The 14450-nt window shown below is 44.5% G+C and carries 17 protein-coding genes; 12 read left to right on the forward strand and 5 right to left on the reverse strand.

Going from position 1 to position 14450, the window contains the following annotated elements; all coding sequences use genetic code 11:
- Positions 1-8: 8 nt before the first annotated feature.
- A complete protein-coding gene (locus KFV11_RS00770; RefSeq protein ID WP_149459006.1) occupies positions 9-614 on the reverse strand; it encodes a DedA family protein in 606 nt (201 codons plus the stop codon).
- Positions 615-822: 208 nt separating this feature from the next.
- On the opposite strand from KFV11_RS00770, the gene KFV11_RS00775 reads away from it, so the two are divergent.
- Positions 823-1146: a PH domain-containing protein gene (locus KFV11_RS00775; RefSeq protein ID WP_254250066.1), complete on the forward strand. Its 324-nt coding sequence runs from the start codon at positions 823-825 to the stop codon at positions 1144-1146.
- Positions 1147-1198: 52 nt separating this feature from the next.
- Here the strand turns inward: KFV11_RS00775 and deoD are convergent, their stop codons facing one another.
- Positions 1199-1915, reverse strand: a complete 717-nt coding sequence (deoD, locus tag KFV11_RS00780) for a purine-nucleoside phosphorylase (RefSeq protein WP_149459008.1) — start codon at positions 1913-1915, stop codon at positions 1199-1201.
- A gap of 179 nt (positions 1916-2094) precedes the next feature.
- On the opposite strand from deoD, the gene KFV11_RS00785 reads away from it, so the two are divergent.
- On the forward strand, positions 2095-2979 hold the full coding sequence (locus KFV11_RS00785; RefSeq protein ID WP_254250067.1) for an SDR family oxidoreductase: 885 nt from the start codon (positions 2095-2097) through the stop codon (positions 2977-2979).
- 35 nt (positions 2980-3014) lie between these two features.
- Here the strand turns inward: KFV11_RS00785 and modB are convergent, their stop codons facing one another.
- Positions 3015-3692: a molybdate ABC transporter permease subunit gene (modB, locus tag KFV11_RS00790; RefSeq protein WP_254250068.1), complete on the reverse strand. Its 678-nt coding sequence runs from the start codon at positions 3690-3692 to the stop codon at positions 3015-3017.
- Positions 3673-4395: a molybdate ABC transporter substrate-binding protein gene (gene modA / locus KFV11_RS00795; RefSeq protein WP_425463257.1), complete on the reverse strand. Its 723-nt coding sequence runs from the start codon at positions 4393-4395 to the stop codon at positions 3673-3675. Before modA ends, modB begins: the two co-directional genes overlap by 20 nt.
- A gap of 179 nt (positions 4396-4574) precedes the next feature.
- On the opposite strand from modA, the gene KFV11_RS00800 reads away from it, so the two are divergent.
- From KFV11_RS00800 to KFV11_RS00840, 9 genes are all read left to right on the forward strand, one after another.
- Entirely contained in the window at positions 4575-5723 is a 1149-nt protein-coding gene (locus KFV11_RS00800) for a zinc-dependent alcohol dehydrogenase (protein WP_254250069.1), read from the forward strand.
- Positions 5724-5862: 139 nt separating this feature from the next.
- Positions 5863-6999, forward strand: coding sequence for an acyl-CoA dehydrogenase family protein (locus tag KFV11_RS00805; RefSeq protein WP_254250070.1), 1137 nt, complete (start codon positions 5863-5865; stop codon positions 6997-6999).
- Between the two features lie 83 nt (positions 7000-7082).
- On the forward strand, positions 7083-8009 hold the full coding sequence (locus tag KFV11_RS00810; protein WP_254250071.1) for an iron-hydroxamate ABC transporter substrate-binding protein: 927 nt from the start codon (positions 7083-7085) through the stop codon (positions 8007-8009).
- A gap of 117 nt (positions 8010-8126) precedes the next feature.
- Positions 8127-8699: a biotin transporter BioY gene (locus KFV11_RS00815; RefSeq protein WP_254250072.1), complete on the forward strand. Its 573-nt coding sequence runs from the start codon at positions 8127-8129 to the stop codon at positions 8697-8699.
- The gene (locus tag KFV11_RS00820; RefSeq protein ID WP_254250073.1) at positions 8686-10020 is read left to right on the forward strand and encodes an AMP-binding protein; all 1335 of its coding nucleotides are present in this window, start codon (positions 8686-8688) and stop codon (positions 10018-10020) included. The genes KFV11_RS00815 and KFV11_RS00820 overlap by 14 nt, the downstream gene beginning before the upstream one ends.
- A complete protein-coding gene (locus tag KFV11_RS00825) occupies positions 9998-11131 on the forward strand; it encodes a thiolase family protein (RefSeq protein ID WP_254250074.1) in 1134 nt (377 codons plus the stop codon). The genes KFV11_RS00820 and KFV11_RS00825 overlap by 23 nt, the downstream gene beginning before the upstream one ends.
- 2 nt (positions 11132-11133) lie before the next feature.
- Complete coding sequence (locus KFV11_RS00830) at positions 11134-11463, forward strand: hypothetical protein (RefSeq protein ID WP_149459017.1); 330 nt, start codon at positions 11134-11136, stop codon at positions 11461-11463.
- On the forward strand, positions 11453-11749 hold the full coding sequence (locus tag KFV11_RS00835) for a hypothetical protein (protein ID WP_149459018.1): 297 nt from the start codon (positions 11453-11455) through the stop codon (positions 11747-11749). The genes KFV11_RS00830 and KFV11_RS00835 overlap by 11 nt, the downstream gene beginning before the upstream one ends.
- 1 nt (position 11750) lies before the next feature.
- Entirely contained in the window at positions 11751-12500 is a 750-nt protein-coding gene (locus tag KFV11_RS00840) for a GNAT family N-acetyltransferase (RefSeq protein WP_254250075.1), read from the forward strand.
- A 41-nt stretch (positions 12501-12541) separates the two neighbouring features.
- Here KFV11_RS00840 and fdhD read toward each other — a convergent pair whose 3' ends face one another.
- Complete coding sequence (gene fdhD / locus KFV11_RS00845) at positions 12542-13330, reverse strand: formate dehydrogenase accessory sulfurtransferase FdhD (RefSeq protein WP_254250076.1); 789 nt, start codon at positions 13328-13330, stop codon at positions 12542-12544.
- A gap of 122 nt (positions 13331-13452) precedes the next feature.
- On the opposite strand from fdhD, the gene KFV11_RS00850 reads away from it, so the two are divergent.
- Positions 13453-14448 (forward strand): ThiF family adenylyltransferase, encoded by a 996-nt coding sequence (locus KFV11_RS00850; protein WP_436970208.1) that lies wholly within the window; start codon positions 13453-13455, stop codon positions 14446-14448.
- The last annotated feature ends 2 nt before the right edge of the window (positions 14449-14450 follow it).

Raw genomic sequence — 14450 nt, forward strand, 5'->3', positions numbered from 1 at the left:
TTCCTCCTTTACAATTTGCGTTTTCTTAAATAGACGATGCTGATCATAATCATTATCCCGATGACGACATATAATACATGAGAATACGTATCAAACAGATGAAGCAGCTGTTCCCAGTTCTCACCGAGTCGGACACCTGAATAAATGAGAGCACCGTTCCAGATGAGTGTACCAAGTGCTGAATAAATAATAAACGGTATAAGCTTCATATGATTCATGCCGGCGGGAATAGAAATCAAGCTGCGCACAACAGGGACGAAGCGGCAGAGAAACACAGTGATGCCGCCATACTTTGAGAACCAGCTGTCAGCTCGGCGGACGTCCGCAGTTGTTAAGCGCAGAATTCTGCCGTAGCGTTCGACAAGACGTTCGATACGCTGCAGACCGAGTACTTTTCCTACGTAATAAAGCAGCACAGCGCCAGCTAGTGCTCCGAGTGTCGAAGCAGTCAGCATACCGATGTAGGAGAGGCCGTGTGACTTAGTTACCATGAACCCGCCGAACGTCAAAATGACTTCAGAGGGAATCGGAGGAAAGACATTTTCAAGTAATATTAACAAAAACACACCGAAGTAACCAAACTGCTCCATTACTGCTGTAATCCATTGCTGCATCAATTAACTCCTTAAAAAGTGTATGACTATCCATTACCCTGAAAAATATGTTATTTACATACCGTGCTAAAATAACAAAAAAAAGACACAAAACTCATTTGAGCAGTAGAGATGACTTCTATCATATAATGACTACATCGATTGTTAATTCTGCTATAATTTCTTGAGTAAAGGGTATAGAAATATGATAACTAAAGGAGGATTCAAAATGTCAGAACTATTTAATGAGAATGAACTGAGCCCATCCGAAAAAAGAGGACCCGGCGTAGTGGGGACGATAGAATTCAAAATGGGGGATCAGACAGAATTTCCCGGAGAATATATGCCGACTAACAAGCGGTTCTTTATGGTTGTAGATATGAACGGCCAGCCTTATCAGCGCGTTATGAGCTATGATGAGATTAAAAGTGTCGAAGTTGAAGATGATGCTGTCACTGTCGAGTTTTCAGTCGGGAAGATTAAGATGAGAGACATCGGTAATGGTACGGCACAAGTGTTTGCTGATTACGTGAACGCACAAATTGGTAACTAAAAGATAAGAACGCCCCAGTGATTATGTTGGGGCGTTCTCTGATTAATACATCTTATTCTACAATTTCCAGAGCGATTTCCATCATTTTAGTGAATGATGTCTGGCGCTCTTCAGGTGTTGTTGCTTCATGAGTCAATAAATGGTCACTTACTGTGAAAATGCCTAATGCTTTTACATCTCCGCCGGCATAAGCTGCATTCATGTAGAGACCTGCTGATTCCATCTCAACAGCAAGAATGCCCATAGAACGCCATTTATCAGTTGCTTCTGTATTCGCATTGTAGAAAATGTCAGATGACAATACGTTACCGACATGGTTTGGTACTCCTTTTTCGTCTGCTAATTGTTTAGCGCGGGCAAGCAGGCTGTAGTCAGCAATCGGTGCAAAGTGACCCGGCAGACCATACTGTGCCACGTAGTTAGAGTCAGTTGATGCACCTTGCGCGATAATGACGTCATAGACATTGATGCCTTCCTGCATCGCACCGCATGAACCGACACGGATCAAGTTTTTAACGCCGAACGTGTGAATCAGTTCATAAGAGTAGATGCCGATAGATGGAATACCCATCCCTGTCCCCATGACAGAGATTTTTTTGCCTTTGTAAGTTCCTGTATAACCGAACATATTACGTACTTCGTTGAACTGGACAACGTCTTCTAAATAAGTGTCCGCGATAAATTTTGCACGCAGCGGATCGCCTGGTAAAAGGATTGTTTCAGCGATTGGATTGTTTTCAGGTTTAATATGTGGTGTAGATTGAGTCATGATGATTCTCCTTTAATGAATGATTTTTCATTTCAACTTTAGTATATATAACTATATAAGAGATTTCAAAAAAAGATCATAAGGTATAATCATTGACCAGTGAAACCTGGATGTTTAAAATCTTCAATTTGTGCAATAACTATTAAAGTAAATCATATTAAATATTGGAGTGATTGCAGATGAGCAACAATCAAGATCCGTTAACTAAACATTACCCAGGTAAATTCGAGAAGCAGGAACAGGAAGCACCAGGTCTTCAGCAGAAAATGACACCGGTCCCTGACTGCGGCGAAGAATCTTATACAGGAACAGGCAAGCTAAAAGGTAAACGTGCACTGGTTACTGGAGGAGACTCTGGTATCGGTCGTGCAGCAGCTATTGCTTACGCTAAAGAAGGCGCAGATGTCTCAATCAACTATCTCCCTGCAGAAGAAGCAGATGCACAGGAAGTGAAAACTGTCATTGAAGCGGCTGGACAAAAGGCCGTATTAATCCCGGGTGACTTGCGCAATGAAGATTTCAATAAAGAAATGGTCGAAACAGCCGTTAAAGAATTAGGCGGCCTTGATATTTTATGTAGTGTAGCAGGTGAGCAGACAGCTGTCGACAAAGTAGAAGATTTATCGACTCAGCAGTTACGTTCAACATTTGAGACGAACGTCTTTTCGTTAGTATGGACAGTGCAGGCTGCACTTCCACATCTGGATAAAGGGGCAGCGATTATCACAACGTCTTCCGTACAGGCTTACAATCCAAGCAAAAACTTGCTGGATTATGCAGCGACAAAGACGGCGATTGTCTCTATCACTAAGTCACTGGCTTCTCAGCTCGGTGAAAAAGGTATTCGTGTGAACTCAGTAGCACCAGGCCCAATATGGACAGCACTGCAGATTACAGGCGGACAGCCGCAGGAGAAAATTCCGGAATTCGGTCAAAAAGTAACGCTGCAGCGTGCAGGTCAGCCGGTTGAATTGTCTGATGTCTATGTTTTCCTTGCTTCTGACAATGCAAGCTATGTGACTGGACAAGTATACGGCGTGACAGGCGGCGTAGAAATCAACTAATAAAGAAAAGCTGGAACTTTAAGTCCCAGCTTTTTTTATTGCGCATCTTTTCTGATCATCTGAATGATAAGCATTAAAACAAAGGATAATAAAACCATCATCGCCACCCATATGCCCGCAAGCAGCAGTTCGTTGTTTTCAATCGCTACATAAATTGCTGTCGGTAATGTCTGGGTGATTCCAGGTATATTGCCCGCGAAAATAAGAGTGGCACCGAACTCACCAAGGGCTCTCGCGAACGCAAACAAAATACCGGTAAGCAGTGCATTCTTTGATAAAGGCATGATGATAGACTTGAAGATTACGATACTATTAGCACCGTCTAATTGTGCAGCCTCCAGGATATCGCTGCTGACATTGTCGATGCCGATTTTAAGGGACTGATACATCAAGGGCACCGCAACAACAGTCGAAGCGATAATCGCTGCGTAAATACTGAATAACATTGTAGTATTAAAGAGCGAATATATCCACTGGCCGAGAATGCCATAGCGTCCGAACAAGTAGAGCAGCAGGAAGCCGACGACAGTAGGCGGCAGTACCATAGGCAGCATAATGACAGTCTCCACAAATGATTTCCCTGGAAATGTTTGTTTAGACAGCGTGAAAGCGAGCATAATGCCGATGAGAAAGCTGAGCAGTGTCGCTGTACATGCCACTTTCAGTGAAATGACGATGGGAGAAAAAAATTCTTCACTGAACAGTAAATCCATACGATTGATATACCTTTTTGGAGTGGGCGGACTGCATATACTGATAGAAGTCATGTGCTGCCTGTCGATGCTTCGTTGCCCGGACGATGCCGAGCGGATAAACAATCGGCTCATGAAGATTATCAGCAAGTGTTAACCGCGCTGACTTTGAAGTGAGTGCATCGGTTAAATAAACAATTCCAGCATCTACATTTCCGGACTCCACATAAGTGAGCACTTGCCGCACGTCTTTTGTATAGACAATTTTCGGTTGAAGCTGTGACCAGAGATGAAGATGAGTCAGAGCGGACTTAGCATACATGCCGGCAGGTACCGTTTCAGGAGTACCGACAGCAATTTTGTTGACCGCTGAATCCGTTAAATCTGCAGGAGAGGTCAGTTTTTTGCTGGAGATGATGACCAGCCGGTTTTTTAATAGCGGTGTACTATCTTCTTGTTTGATGTCGCCGCCTGCTGTTAATTTAGTCATGTCTTTAGTAGAAGCTGAGAAAAACAGATCAGCAGGTGCACCCGCCTGAATTTGATTGCTCAGCGTTCCTGAGGCACCAAAGTTATAGACGATATTGATATTGGGATGTATTTTCTCATAATTTTTCTTAATATCACCGAGTGCGTCTTTTAAACTGGCAGCAGCAGATACAGTGATAGTTGTTTTTTTGACGGGCTGATGGCCGCAGCCGGCAAGCATAATCAAGCAGATCATGGTCAGTAAATATTTCAAGTGTATTCCTCCTGTCTTTTGTCCAGTATACAATAGTTTCATATAAATAAAGATGAATAATACATGAACCTTATATTGGTTTTATAAGCGGCAGGGTTTAACTGAGAGTAAAAAGGTTATTAATAACTAGTATTAAAAATTACAAAAGGGGTGTTATGAATATGAGAGCAGTAACTTTCCAAGGTAAAAAGAAGATGGAAGTGAAACAAGTTAAAGACCCGATCATTGAAGCACCGACAGATGCGATTATTAAAATTACAGCAACGGGTATTTGCGGTTCAGATTTACACTTATATCACCAAGGTGACTTAATGATGGATCCTGGATTTGTCATCGGTCATGAGCCGATGGGAATTGTTGAAGAAGTCGGCAGCGAAGTGACGAAGCTGAAAAAAGGTGACCGTGTTGTTATTCCTTTCAACATTGGCTGCGGTGAATGTTTCTACTGTGTGAATGAGATGGAATCACAGTGTGATAACTCGAATGAAGAACAGGCGAACTGGAAGATGGATAACGGCGGCTTATTCGGTTTCGGTAAAATGCATGGTAACCACTGGGGCGGACAGGCAGAGTATTTGCGAGTGCCTTTCGCTGACTTCTCCTCCTTTATAGTACCGGACAGCGATATGAAAGATGAGCAGGTGCTCTTCTTATCAGACGTTGTGCCGACAGCTTACTGGAGCGTGGAAAATGCCGGTGTGAAACCAGGTGATACAGTTATTATTCTCGGCTGTGGGCCAATCGGTCTGATGGCGCAGAAATTCGCCAAGCTAAAAGGCGCTGAGCGCGTCATTGGTGTAGATAATGTAGAGCATCGTCTTGAACATGCCATCAGAACAAATCCAGTTGAAGTTGTCAACTTCGATAAAGAGAAGGAAGTCGGCAAGCTGCTCCGCGAAGAAACTAAAGGCGGTGCTGATGTTGTCATTGACTGTGTAGGGATGGATGGTCAAGTAACGATTACCGAACGTGCGACTAATTTAGTGACGCCGCAGCGCGGTACAATCAGTCCGATTGAAACAGCAGCAGAAGCTGTTCGTAAATTCGGTACGATTCAGTTGACCGGTGTTTATGCAACGCCTGCTGCTAACTTCCCGTTACCGCTGATCTTCAACCGTAATGTCCAGGTGAAGACCGGACAGGCACCAGTGATCCACTTAATGCCGAAATTATATGAGATGATTCGTGACGGCGTCTTTGACCCGACAGATATCATTACGCATACAATGTCGCTGGATGACGCAGCAGAAGCATACGAGATCTTTGATAAGAAGAAAGACAATAACATCAAAGTCGTATTGAAACCATAAGATGAGTTAATTTAACGCCTTGGTCTGCCTTTAGGACAGTATGTTCTTGAAGGCAGACCGAGGCGTTTTACTGCATTATAGTGACGAGAGATGATACATAATATAATAAGGTTGTTAGTATAATGAAGAGGTGATAGGAATGGACCGTGACTTATTTATCGAAACGGCTGTTGAGCGCGAATGGTTAGCGCGTTTTGACGAGAATCAACAATGGATTAAAACATCGGCGAAGCAGGCTGATAAAGAAAGTAGACTGAATCATGAACTGATCGACTGGCTGCTTGAACATGGCTATAATCGATTGTCACTCCCGGCAGCAAGAGGGGGGTTCGGCTGTGATATTAAATCTGTCATACTGCTGCAGGAAGTGCTGGCGTCTTATGATGAATCGACAGCTTTGGCAATCGGCTGGCATCTTGGTATCGTCGGTGAAGTATTCGGCGGCAATCTCTGGTCGGCTGAGATGATGGAGCAGTTTACAGAGCATATAGTGAACGGTGGAATTGCCAACCGCGTTGTCTCTGAAGCAGAGACAGGCAGTCCGACACGCGGCGGCAAACCGGCTACCCATGCAGTAAGACATGAAGATGGCTGGCTTTTGAACGGCGTTAAAACATATGTATCGATGAGTCACCGGCTGACGCATTACATAGTAGGGACTTTTGTTGAAGAGAAAAAAGCCATGTGCTTTTTCTACGTGCCGGCCCATACAGCGGGTGCGGAAATTGTTGAAACGTGGAATGTTATGGGTATGCGTGCGACTGCAAGTCATGACTTAATATTGACCGATGTCTTTGTCCTGGAGCGATATTTAGTGGAAGTAAGCCGGAAAGGACAGGAAAATCCATGGCTCATGCATATTCCGAGTGTTTATCTTGGCATCGCTCAAGGCGCTCATGATGATGCCGTCCAGTTTGCTCTGGCCCATTCGCCTAACTCTATTCAAGGCGTGATTGCTGACTTGCCGCATATAGAAATGAAGCTCGGAGAAATGGAGCTGAAACTGATGACTGCCCGACACTTTCTCTATCATGCAGCACAGCTGACAAGTGAGAATAATCTCGGGCCGACTTTCAGCGCCACGAAATACATTGTCGTTAACTACGCGCAGGAGATCGTCGATATCGCTATGCGTATTATGGGGGCTAAAAGTCTGGAGCAGGATGGCATTACTGAACGCCGTTACCGGAGCGTCCGAGCCGGGCTTCACAACCCGCCGATGGATGACGCGGTTATTCGTCTGCTAGCTCAGCAGGCAAAAAATCAATTATCTTGAAAAATAAGTTGCGAAAGCATTTTTTTCCTAGTATGATGAAAAAGAAATACAAATGAGAATGAATCTCAATTAGGAGGAAGACAATGAAGAAGTGGCTTATACTAATGATTGCATGTCTGTTAACACTGGCTGCATGTGGTACTACATCAACAAATAAGAAGTCAGACACGGCTGGTAGTTCAAGCAAAGTTAACTATAAACTGGACAGCGGAAAAACAATCAAAATTCCTAAGCATCCGAAGCGTATTGTACTGATGGGAGCAAGTTACACAGGTAACCTGCTTGACCTCGGCGTGAAACCAGTAGGCGTTGATGCTTACGCGTTTCAATCAGACATTTTGAAACCGAAGCTGGACGGCGTAGCGCAGCTCGGAGCAGGCGATGTTGAGAAGATTGTTGAGTTAAAACCTGATCTGATCATTTCATTCGATACAGATAAGAACAATTCAAAATATGCAAAGATTGCTCCGACGATACCGGTGAACTATGCAAAACATGGTTACCTTGAGATTCATGAAGAACTTGGAAAAATATTAGGAAAAGAAAAAGAAGCGAAAGCATTCATTGGTCAGTGGAAAGAGAAGACAGCTAAAGACGGTAAAGAAATCAAAGCTAAAATCGGTGCTGATAAAACAGTCGCTATCTATCAAATCTTCCAGAAAAAAATATATGTCTACGGCGATAACTGGGGCCGTGGTTCAGAAATTATTTACCAGGCATTCGGACTGAATATGCCTGAAGCGGTGACGAAAGACGTCAAACCTACAGGCTGGAAAGAAATTTCAGCTGAACAGATCGGGAAATACTCAGGAGATATTTTGATGATCTCAAGCGATACCGGTAAAATTTCTAACAGCATCGTCGAGTCAAATGTCTGGAAAAACTTAGATGCCGTGAAAAATAACCGAGTGATTCAATATGATTCAGAAGACTTCTGGTTCAACGATCCGATTTCTCTTGAATACCAGCGTGCCGCACTGAAAAAAGAGTTATTAAAAGTAGCAAAATAATATAACAAGGACGCTTATCTGAATTTCAGATAAGCGTTCTTGTTATTGTAAACTTTTTGTTTATTTAAGTTAACAATATTGCTATAATCATATTAATTGAAAAAGGGGGACTTATTAATGAAGACGAAAGATATGGTTATTGTCGCGATGTTTGCGGCTGTTATTGCAGTGCTTGGTATATTACCGGCTATTCCGATTCCGGCAATCGGAGTGCCGTTTACATTTCAGAACTTAGGAATTATTTTAGCGGGCTGTCTGCTTGGTAGAAAGCTCGGCGGATTGAGTGTCTTATTATTTACGGTTTTAGTCGCATGCGGCCTGCCGTTGTTGTCAGGCGGCCGGGGTGGTCTGGCATTGTTCTTCGGTCCAAGCGGCGGCTATATTTTATCTTTTCCTATCATCGCTTATTTAATCGGCTGGTTGACTGAGAAACGCTTCCAGCATATGAATGTGTGGCAAGTATTTTTAGTGAATAGTCTTATCGGTGCCTTTTTATGTAACCTTATCGGTGGTACGTTCATGGCATTTAATATCGGCATGCCATTATTAACAGCGTATAAATCCGCCTTAGTGTTCCTTCCGGGCGACCTTGTGAAATCACTTGTTGCAGCTTTTGTTGCAGTGAAACTGCGCGCAGTTCCTTCAGTCAGACGCTATATTGAGCCGGGTGTTCAGTATGGCAGTCGCTGAGCGTATATTGCAGTATGACGGGACGGCCATCCAGTTTGATGATCAATGCATGAGCTATAGTGAACTGCAGCACATCATGCGTCTGACAGCGGGTTATTTGGATAGTTACAACAAACCGCTCAAAGTCGCTTTTACACTGGCCAATGAACGGCTGTATGTCCCATTGTTTTTAGGATGTGTCCTTCAAGGAGCACGTCCTTTTTTGCTTCATCCTGAACACCCTTATAATGACCAGCTGCTGCAGCAGATTAAGCCGGATATAATGATAGAGGACGGAGAAGCATTTCTGGCGAAGGTACAGCAGATGGGTGAAATTTATGAAGTAAGAGCGATTCGCGAGGATAAAAAAGAGTTGTTTACAGGATTTACTTCCGGAACGACCGGGATACCGAAAGGCTACCGGCGGAGCGAAGCATCATGGCTTGCAAGCTTCACAATGAATGACGAAGTTTTCCAGCTGCAGGATGTCGATCTCTTTATCGCCGGCGGGCCGCTTTACCATTCACTGACATTGTTTGCAGCGGTCAGCGCGTTATATGCCGGGAAAGAAATACGGCTCATGTCATCCTTCCAGGCGGGACGAATGATCAGCGGCACAGAACAAACGGCCATATTTGGTGTTCCTTCCATGCTGGAACTCATGACAGAGCATACGACGGATGCACCGCTCATCTTTTTGTCTTCTGGTGCGAAGCTTGAAAGTCACACGCTGCATAAGGCAGCTGAACAGTTCCCTAATATGACTGTCTATGAATACTTCGGTTCAAGTGAAGCGAGTTATATCAGCTATTTGACCCCTGAAGACAGAAAGCGATTTCCGGCGAGTGCTGGTCGATTCTTTCCGGATGTTACCTATCGGTTAATTGATGAAGAGCTGGTTGTCAGCAGTCCTTACATATTCACCGGTTATTTCGGACAGCAGGATAATAAAGGAATGATTGCAACAGGTGACATTGCAGACGTCGAAGAAGGCATGCTCTACTTAAAAGGGCGGCGTAACAATCGACTGATCGTCGGCGGCAGAAACGTTTATCCGGAAGAAGTAGAAAGCATAATTCAGCGCGAACTGGATGTTCATGAAGTACTGGTCACAGGAAAAAGACATTATCTGCTCGGTGAAGTCGCAGTGGCTATTGTTCATCCGCGCGGGAATTTTGACAGACAGTTCGCTGACTTGACCATAAGAAAGCAGTTGGAGAAATATAAATGGCCGTTAAAGTGGATTGTTGATACAAATTTTTTATATACTGACAGTGGTAAGATTGCACGTTTTGCGATGCAGGAAAGGTATGGTCTGAATGAATATAGCTTACATCGTTGACTGCAAAAGAATTCCTACAGGATTACTGGGCGGCCGGTATCAAAATATGGAGCCGGAACAGCTGCTTAAACCGCTGTTTGACTATTTCATTGCAAGTTATCCTGAGCTGACTGCTCAAACTGATGATGTCATTATCGGCAATACGGTTGGACCGGGCGGCAATATTGCAAGATTATCCTTATTATATGCGGGGCTTCCTGCACATATCCCGGGTGTCACAGTGGACCGGCAGTGCGGCTCAGGATTAGAAGCAGTCAATCAGGCATGCCGGCTTGTGCAGAGCGGTGCAGGAGATATTTATTTTGCGGGCGGCGTTGAATCGGTCAGCCGTGCACCGTGGAAGATGATGAAACCGAAGACATTATATGGTAGTGAGCCGTTATCTTTTTATACGAAAGCTCGTTTTGCTCCGAGTGATATCGGCGACCCGACAATGATTGAAGCGGCTGAAAATGTTGCGCAGACTTATAACGTTTCACGGGAAGCACAGGATCATTATGCTTTCTTGAGTTATCAGCGGGCCGCGTTGAATAGCCGGCTGATGGTAGAAGAGAGTATTCCGGTTAAAGTGAACGGTGAGTGGCAGACACATGATGAAGGGCTGAGAAGTGACATTGCGCAAGTAAAGTTAGCACGATACAAGCCGCTATTACCGGGCGGCACGGTGACTATTGGTAATGCCTGCCGTCTGAACGACGGCGCAGCACTGGCACTAGTCGTCTCCGAGAAAGTTGTGAACGCATTCGGTCTGCACCCGAAGCTTAAGTTCATCGATTCAGCAGCAGCAGGTGTATCACCGAATGTTGCGGGCATCGGTCCTGTAGCTTCCACGGAAAAACTGCTCGGCCGGCTGCAGCTGACTATCAATGATATCAACTATGTGGAGTTTAATGAAGCATTTGCCTCTCAAGTAGTAGCGAGCTGCAGCAAACTTGGCATTAAAGATAATAAGTTGAATGTGTCGGGCGGTGCACTCGCATTTGGACATCCGTATGCAGCGAGCGGCGCTATGCTTGTCGCAAGAAGCTGTCAGCGGCACGGCCGGATATTAGCAGCAATCGGCATCGGCGGAGGGCAGGGTATTTCAACATTATTTGAAAGTGTGGGCTGAAATTGGAAACCGTGAAGATTTGCTTTAAAACTGAAGAAATCTCGGAGTTTTTACTGCATGAAAATGCAGTGCCTGATGCACTGCTGCCGAAAGCCTGGTTTATGAGCGAGACGTCGGCAGCTTTCAATAATATCATCTATCATACAAGACAGCGTGTGATTCATAACAATGTCAGACCGGATAAAACTTACACTGTAAAAATTATGCTGAAAGACAGTCGTAAAATAAAGCAGTTTCAGCAGTATACGTATGAGCTGGTTTATTATGATGGGCCGGTCGTGCGGGCAAGAGTCCATTCTACGTTTGTGCAGGAGGGCCATGATGAAAATTGAGATCACGACCGAGCAGGTGACAGCTTACACATCGCTTTTAAATGATGGAAACAGCATTCACCAAAAAGACATCCCTGTCATTCCGGGAAATCTTCTCGTCCATTATATTATTCATAGTCTGGAACTGCCGCTGCTGAAAAGTAATCAAAGTACGTTTAAAAAGCCGGTTTTAGTCGGTGAAGATATTGCGCTGGATTACCATCAGACTGGTAACATTATAGAGTATCGTATAACATCAGGAAGAGAACTGAAACTCACTGGAACACTAGAACTAATAGGAGGATGACATGCTGACCTTTAATGAGACAAAGCGTGACGCAGAGCACTATCTGGAGAACGCGCGCTTGACGCATTACCATACACCGTCACAGCTGATTAAATATTATGCCAATTACTATGAATACAAAGTCATGCCGACTGTTGAGCAGTTTAAAGAGGATATCGCAGCCCAGCAGAACTTCCATCTGGAAAGAGGGCAGCAGCATTTATTGTTCCTGTTCCCAGAAAACATGGAGCTGTCTGATCAACTGCTGGCTCTGAGCCGGGATTATGGCTTCACACTTAACAAGATGGAGCTTTATAAAGCTGATACAAGTCAGCTGACGGCATCCTGCAATCCGGGTGTGCAAATCGTTGAAGTGCTGGAGCGGGGAAAAGCATTTAATGACTTTCTAGTCGTCTGCCGTGAGAGTGAAATAGAATACGGCGAGGAATTCGTCGAACTGAAGCGGACAACGCATACGAGAGATTTAATGGATCCGTCAGTCATACAGCTCATTGCCTATATGGACGGTGAACCCGCAGGTAAGCTTGAAGCGATTCTTAATAAGCAGACTGTTGAACTTGATGATTTTTATGTCAGAAAGGTGTTCCAAGGGCGCGGTATCGGCAGTCAACTGCAGCACTTTGTCTGGGAGCGGGCGGGGCAGCGTTCTGTCATATTGATTGCAGACGGCGATGATACCGCACGTGATATGTACCAGAAGCAGGGATATAGAAAAATCAGTGAACGTTATGAATTACTGAAAACAGAATAACTTTTCCTCACTATAAACGCCCAGGCATTTGCCTGGGCGTTTTATTTAACGATGCGCTGCGGGTGGCTGTATATATTGAACGAACCATTCCGGATAAAGCCGACTGCAGTAATATTCAAGTCATGAGCAAGCTTGATCGCGAGATCAGTCGGGGCAGATTTAGATAAAATAATACCTACACCTATTTTGGATGCTTTGATTAATATTTCCGAGGAAATTCGCCCGGAGAAGATAAGTACTTTGTCCCGGATTGGAATATGTTGTTCAATGCAGTAGCCGTATAGTTTATCAAGTGCATTGTGTCTACCAATATCTGAACGGTGGATGTAAAAGTCATGACCGTCACTGATCGCTGCGTTATGAAGGCCGCCTGTTTGTTTGAAGTTCGTGCTGCTCTGTTGAAGCTGCTCCATCATATAAATAATCTCATCTGCCTTGATGGTTTTATCGGTCATCGAAACTTTGGCGGTCGCCGCATCGCTGACGAAGTAAAATTCACGGCTTTTACCGCAGCATGAGCTGATCATCCGCTTGGAATAATGAGTAGTGTTATGAGTGAGCTCTTTAGTCAGTGTAATATGACAGAAGCCTTTACTATCATCCAGATGAATATCCTGGATATCAGCGCGGCGTCTAATCACTCCTTCTGATGCTAAAAAGCCGAGCACAAGCTCCTGCAAGTGTGTCGGGCTGCAGACAATTGTCGCAAACTCCTCACGATTGACATATAGAGTAAGCGGAAACTCTGTGGCTATCATATCATTGAATGTGCTGAATTCATTGTTCTGGTATTTAATAATCGACTGATGTCCAGCGATTTCTTCTTTCATCACGACGCCTCCTCACTGCTAGTATACACCAATGGGATTATCATATATATTGGAAACGTTTTATAGAAAGAGTAGAATGAAAGAAATGAGTTTCATTAAATTGATAAAGTTGAGGAATATATATGAATCGCTATGACAGACAGGAAAAGTTTAATCATATCGGCCGGGCCGGGCAATCGCTCATCAATACTAAAACGGTCGGTATTATCGGCATGGGGGCGCTCGGTACGCATACTGCAAGTACACTCGTAAGAGCAGGCGTCAAGCGGCTCATTATTATCGACCGTGACTATGTGGAACTGTCCAATCTGCAGCGCCAGACATTGTTCGTAGAACGAGATGCAGTAGAATCACTGCCGAAAGTAATAGCAGCTAAAAAACAGCTTGAACAGATTGACAGCGAGGTCATGATTACAGCGCATATCGACCATTGTGATGCAGCGGCGCTACATGATTATTTCGCGTCATGTGACTTGCTGATTGACGGGACTGATAACTTTGAAGTGCGCCAGACCATCAATGATTTCAGCTACAAAACAAATATTCCATGGATTTACGGCGCCTGCGTCGAAGCGACGTATGCTGCCTGTGCCTTTATACCGGGCGTCACGCCGTGCTTCAACTGTGCGCTCGGCAGTCTGCCGGTCATGAACCGGACGTGCGATACAGTCGGTATTATTGAGCCCGCTGTCAGTCTGGCGGCAAGCTTTCAATCGGTCTACGCCATGAAAATATTAACCGGTATACCATTCGACTCAAAGCTTATTTACGGCGATGTCTGGAATAATGACCATACGACGCTTAAATTCGGTCGAACAAAGAAGCCGGACTGTGTGACATGCGGTGTCCACCCGACATTCCCTTATCTCGCTGATACTCAGCAGGAGACCATGCTGTGCGGCCGCAATACCGTGCAGTTCCGCCGTGTTACGGATAATGCGGCAGAACTAGAGCGTTTTCTATCAGACCGCGATATGAATTATCAGAAAACCCCTTATTTTATTCGCTTCCAATTCAATGAGAAACCGATGATGTGGTTTCCGGGCGGCCGTCTGCTGATCCATGATATTAAGTCCATCAACGAAGCAAAAACAGTGTTCCATCAATTATTCGGGTAGGT

Origin of the sequence: Macrococcus equipercicus (genome assembly GCF_024205945.1) — a bacterium.
Classification (GTDB): Bacteria; Bacillota; Bacilli; order Staphylococcales; family Staphylococcaceae; genus Macrococcus; species Macrococcus equipercicus.

What these genes read in the sequence shown, in the direction of transcription:
- fdhD (WP_254250076.1), bottom strand. Translation starts at nt 13,330, where the DNA reads ATGAAAGAAGAAATCGCTGGACATCAGTCGATTATTAAATACCAGAAC.
- KFV11_RS00840 (WP_254250075.1), top strand. Translation starts at nt 11,751, where the DNA reads ATGCTGACCTTTAATGAGACAAAGCGTGACGCAGAGCACTATCTGGAG.
- KFV11_RS00770 (WP_149459006.1), bottom strand. Translation starts at nt 614, where the DNA reads ATGCAGCAATGGATTACAGCAGTAATGGAGCAGTTTGGTTACTTCGGT.
- KFV11_RS00775 (WP_254250066.1), top strand. Translation starts at nt 823, where the DNA reads ATGTCAGAACTATTTAATGAGAATGAACTGAGCCCATCCGAAAAAAGA.
- KFV11_RS00785 (WP_254250067.1), top strand. Translation starts at nt 2,095, where the DNA reads ATGAGCAACAATCAAGATCCGTTAACTAAACATTACCCAGGTAAATTC.
- deoD (WP_149459008.1), bottom strand. Translation starts at nt 1,915, where the DNA reads ATGACTCAATCTACACCACATATTAAACCTGAAAACAATCCAATCGCT.
- modA (WP_425463257.1), bottom strand. Translation starts at nt 4,395, where the DNA reads ATGATCTGCTTGATTATGCTTGCCGGCTGCGGCCATCAGCCCGTCAAA.
- KFV11_RS00815 (WP_254250072.1), top strand. Translation starts at nt 8,127, where the DNA reads ATGAAGACGAAAGATATGGTTATTGTCGCGATGTTTGCGGCTGTTATT.
- KFV11_RS00805 (WP_254250070.1), top strand. Translation starts at nt 5,863, where the DNA reads ATGGACCGTGACTTATTTATCGAAACGGCTGTTGAGCGCGAATGGTTA.
- modB (WP_254250068.1), bottom strand. Translation starts at nt 3,692, where the DNA reads ATGGATTTACTGTTCAGTGAAGAATTTTTTTCTCCCATCGTCATTTCA.
- KFV11_RS00810 (WP_254250071.1), top strand. Translation starts at nt 7,083, where the DNA reads ATGAAGAAGTGGCTTATACTAATGATTGCATGTCTGTTAACACTGGCT.
- KFV11_RS00800 (WP_254250069.1), top strand. Translation starts at nt 4,575, where the DNA reads ATGAGAGCAGTAACTTTCCAAGGTAAAAAGAAGATGGAAGTGAAACAA.
- KFV11_RS00835 (WP_149459018.1), top strand. Translation starts at nt 11,453, where the DNA reads ATGAAAATTGAGATCACGACCGAGCAGGTGACAGCTTACACATCGCTT.
- KFV11_RS00825 (WP_254250074.1), top strand. Translation starts at nt 9,998, where the DNA reads ATGAATATAGCTTACATCGTTGACTGCAAAAGAATTCCTACAGGATTA.
- KFV11_RS00820 (WP_254250073.1), top strand. Translation starts at nt 8,686, where the DNA reads ATGGCAGTCGCTGAGCGTATATTGCAGTATGACGGGACGGCCATCCAG.
- KFV11_RS00850 (WP_436970208.1), top strand. Translation starts at nt 13,453, where the DNA reads ATGAATCGCTATGACAGACAGGAAAAGTTTAATCATATCGGCCGGGCC.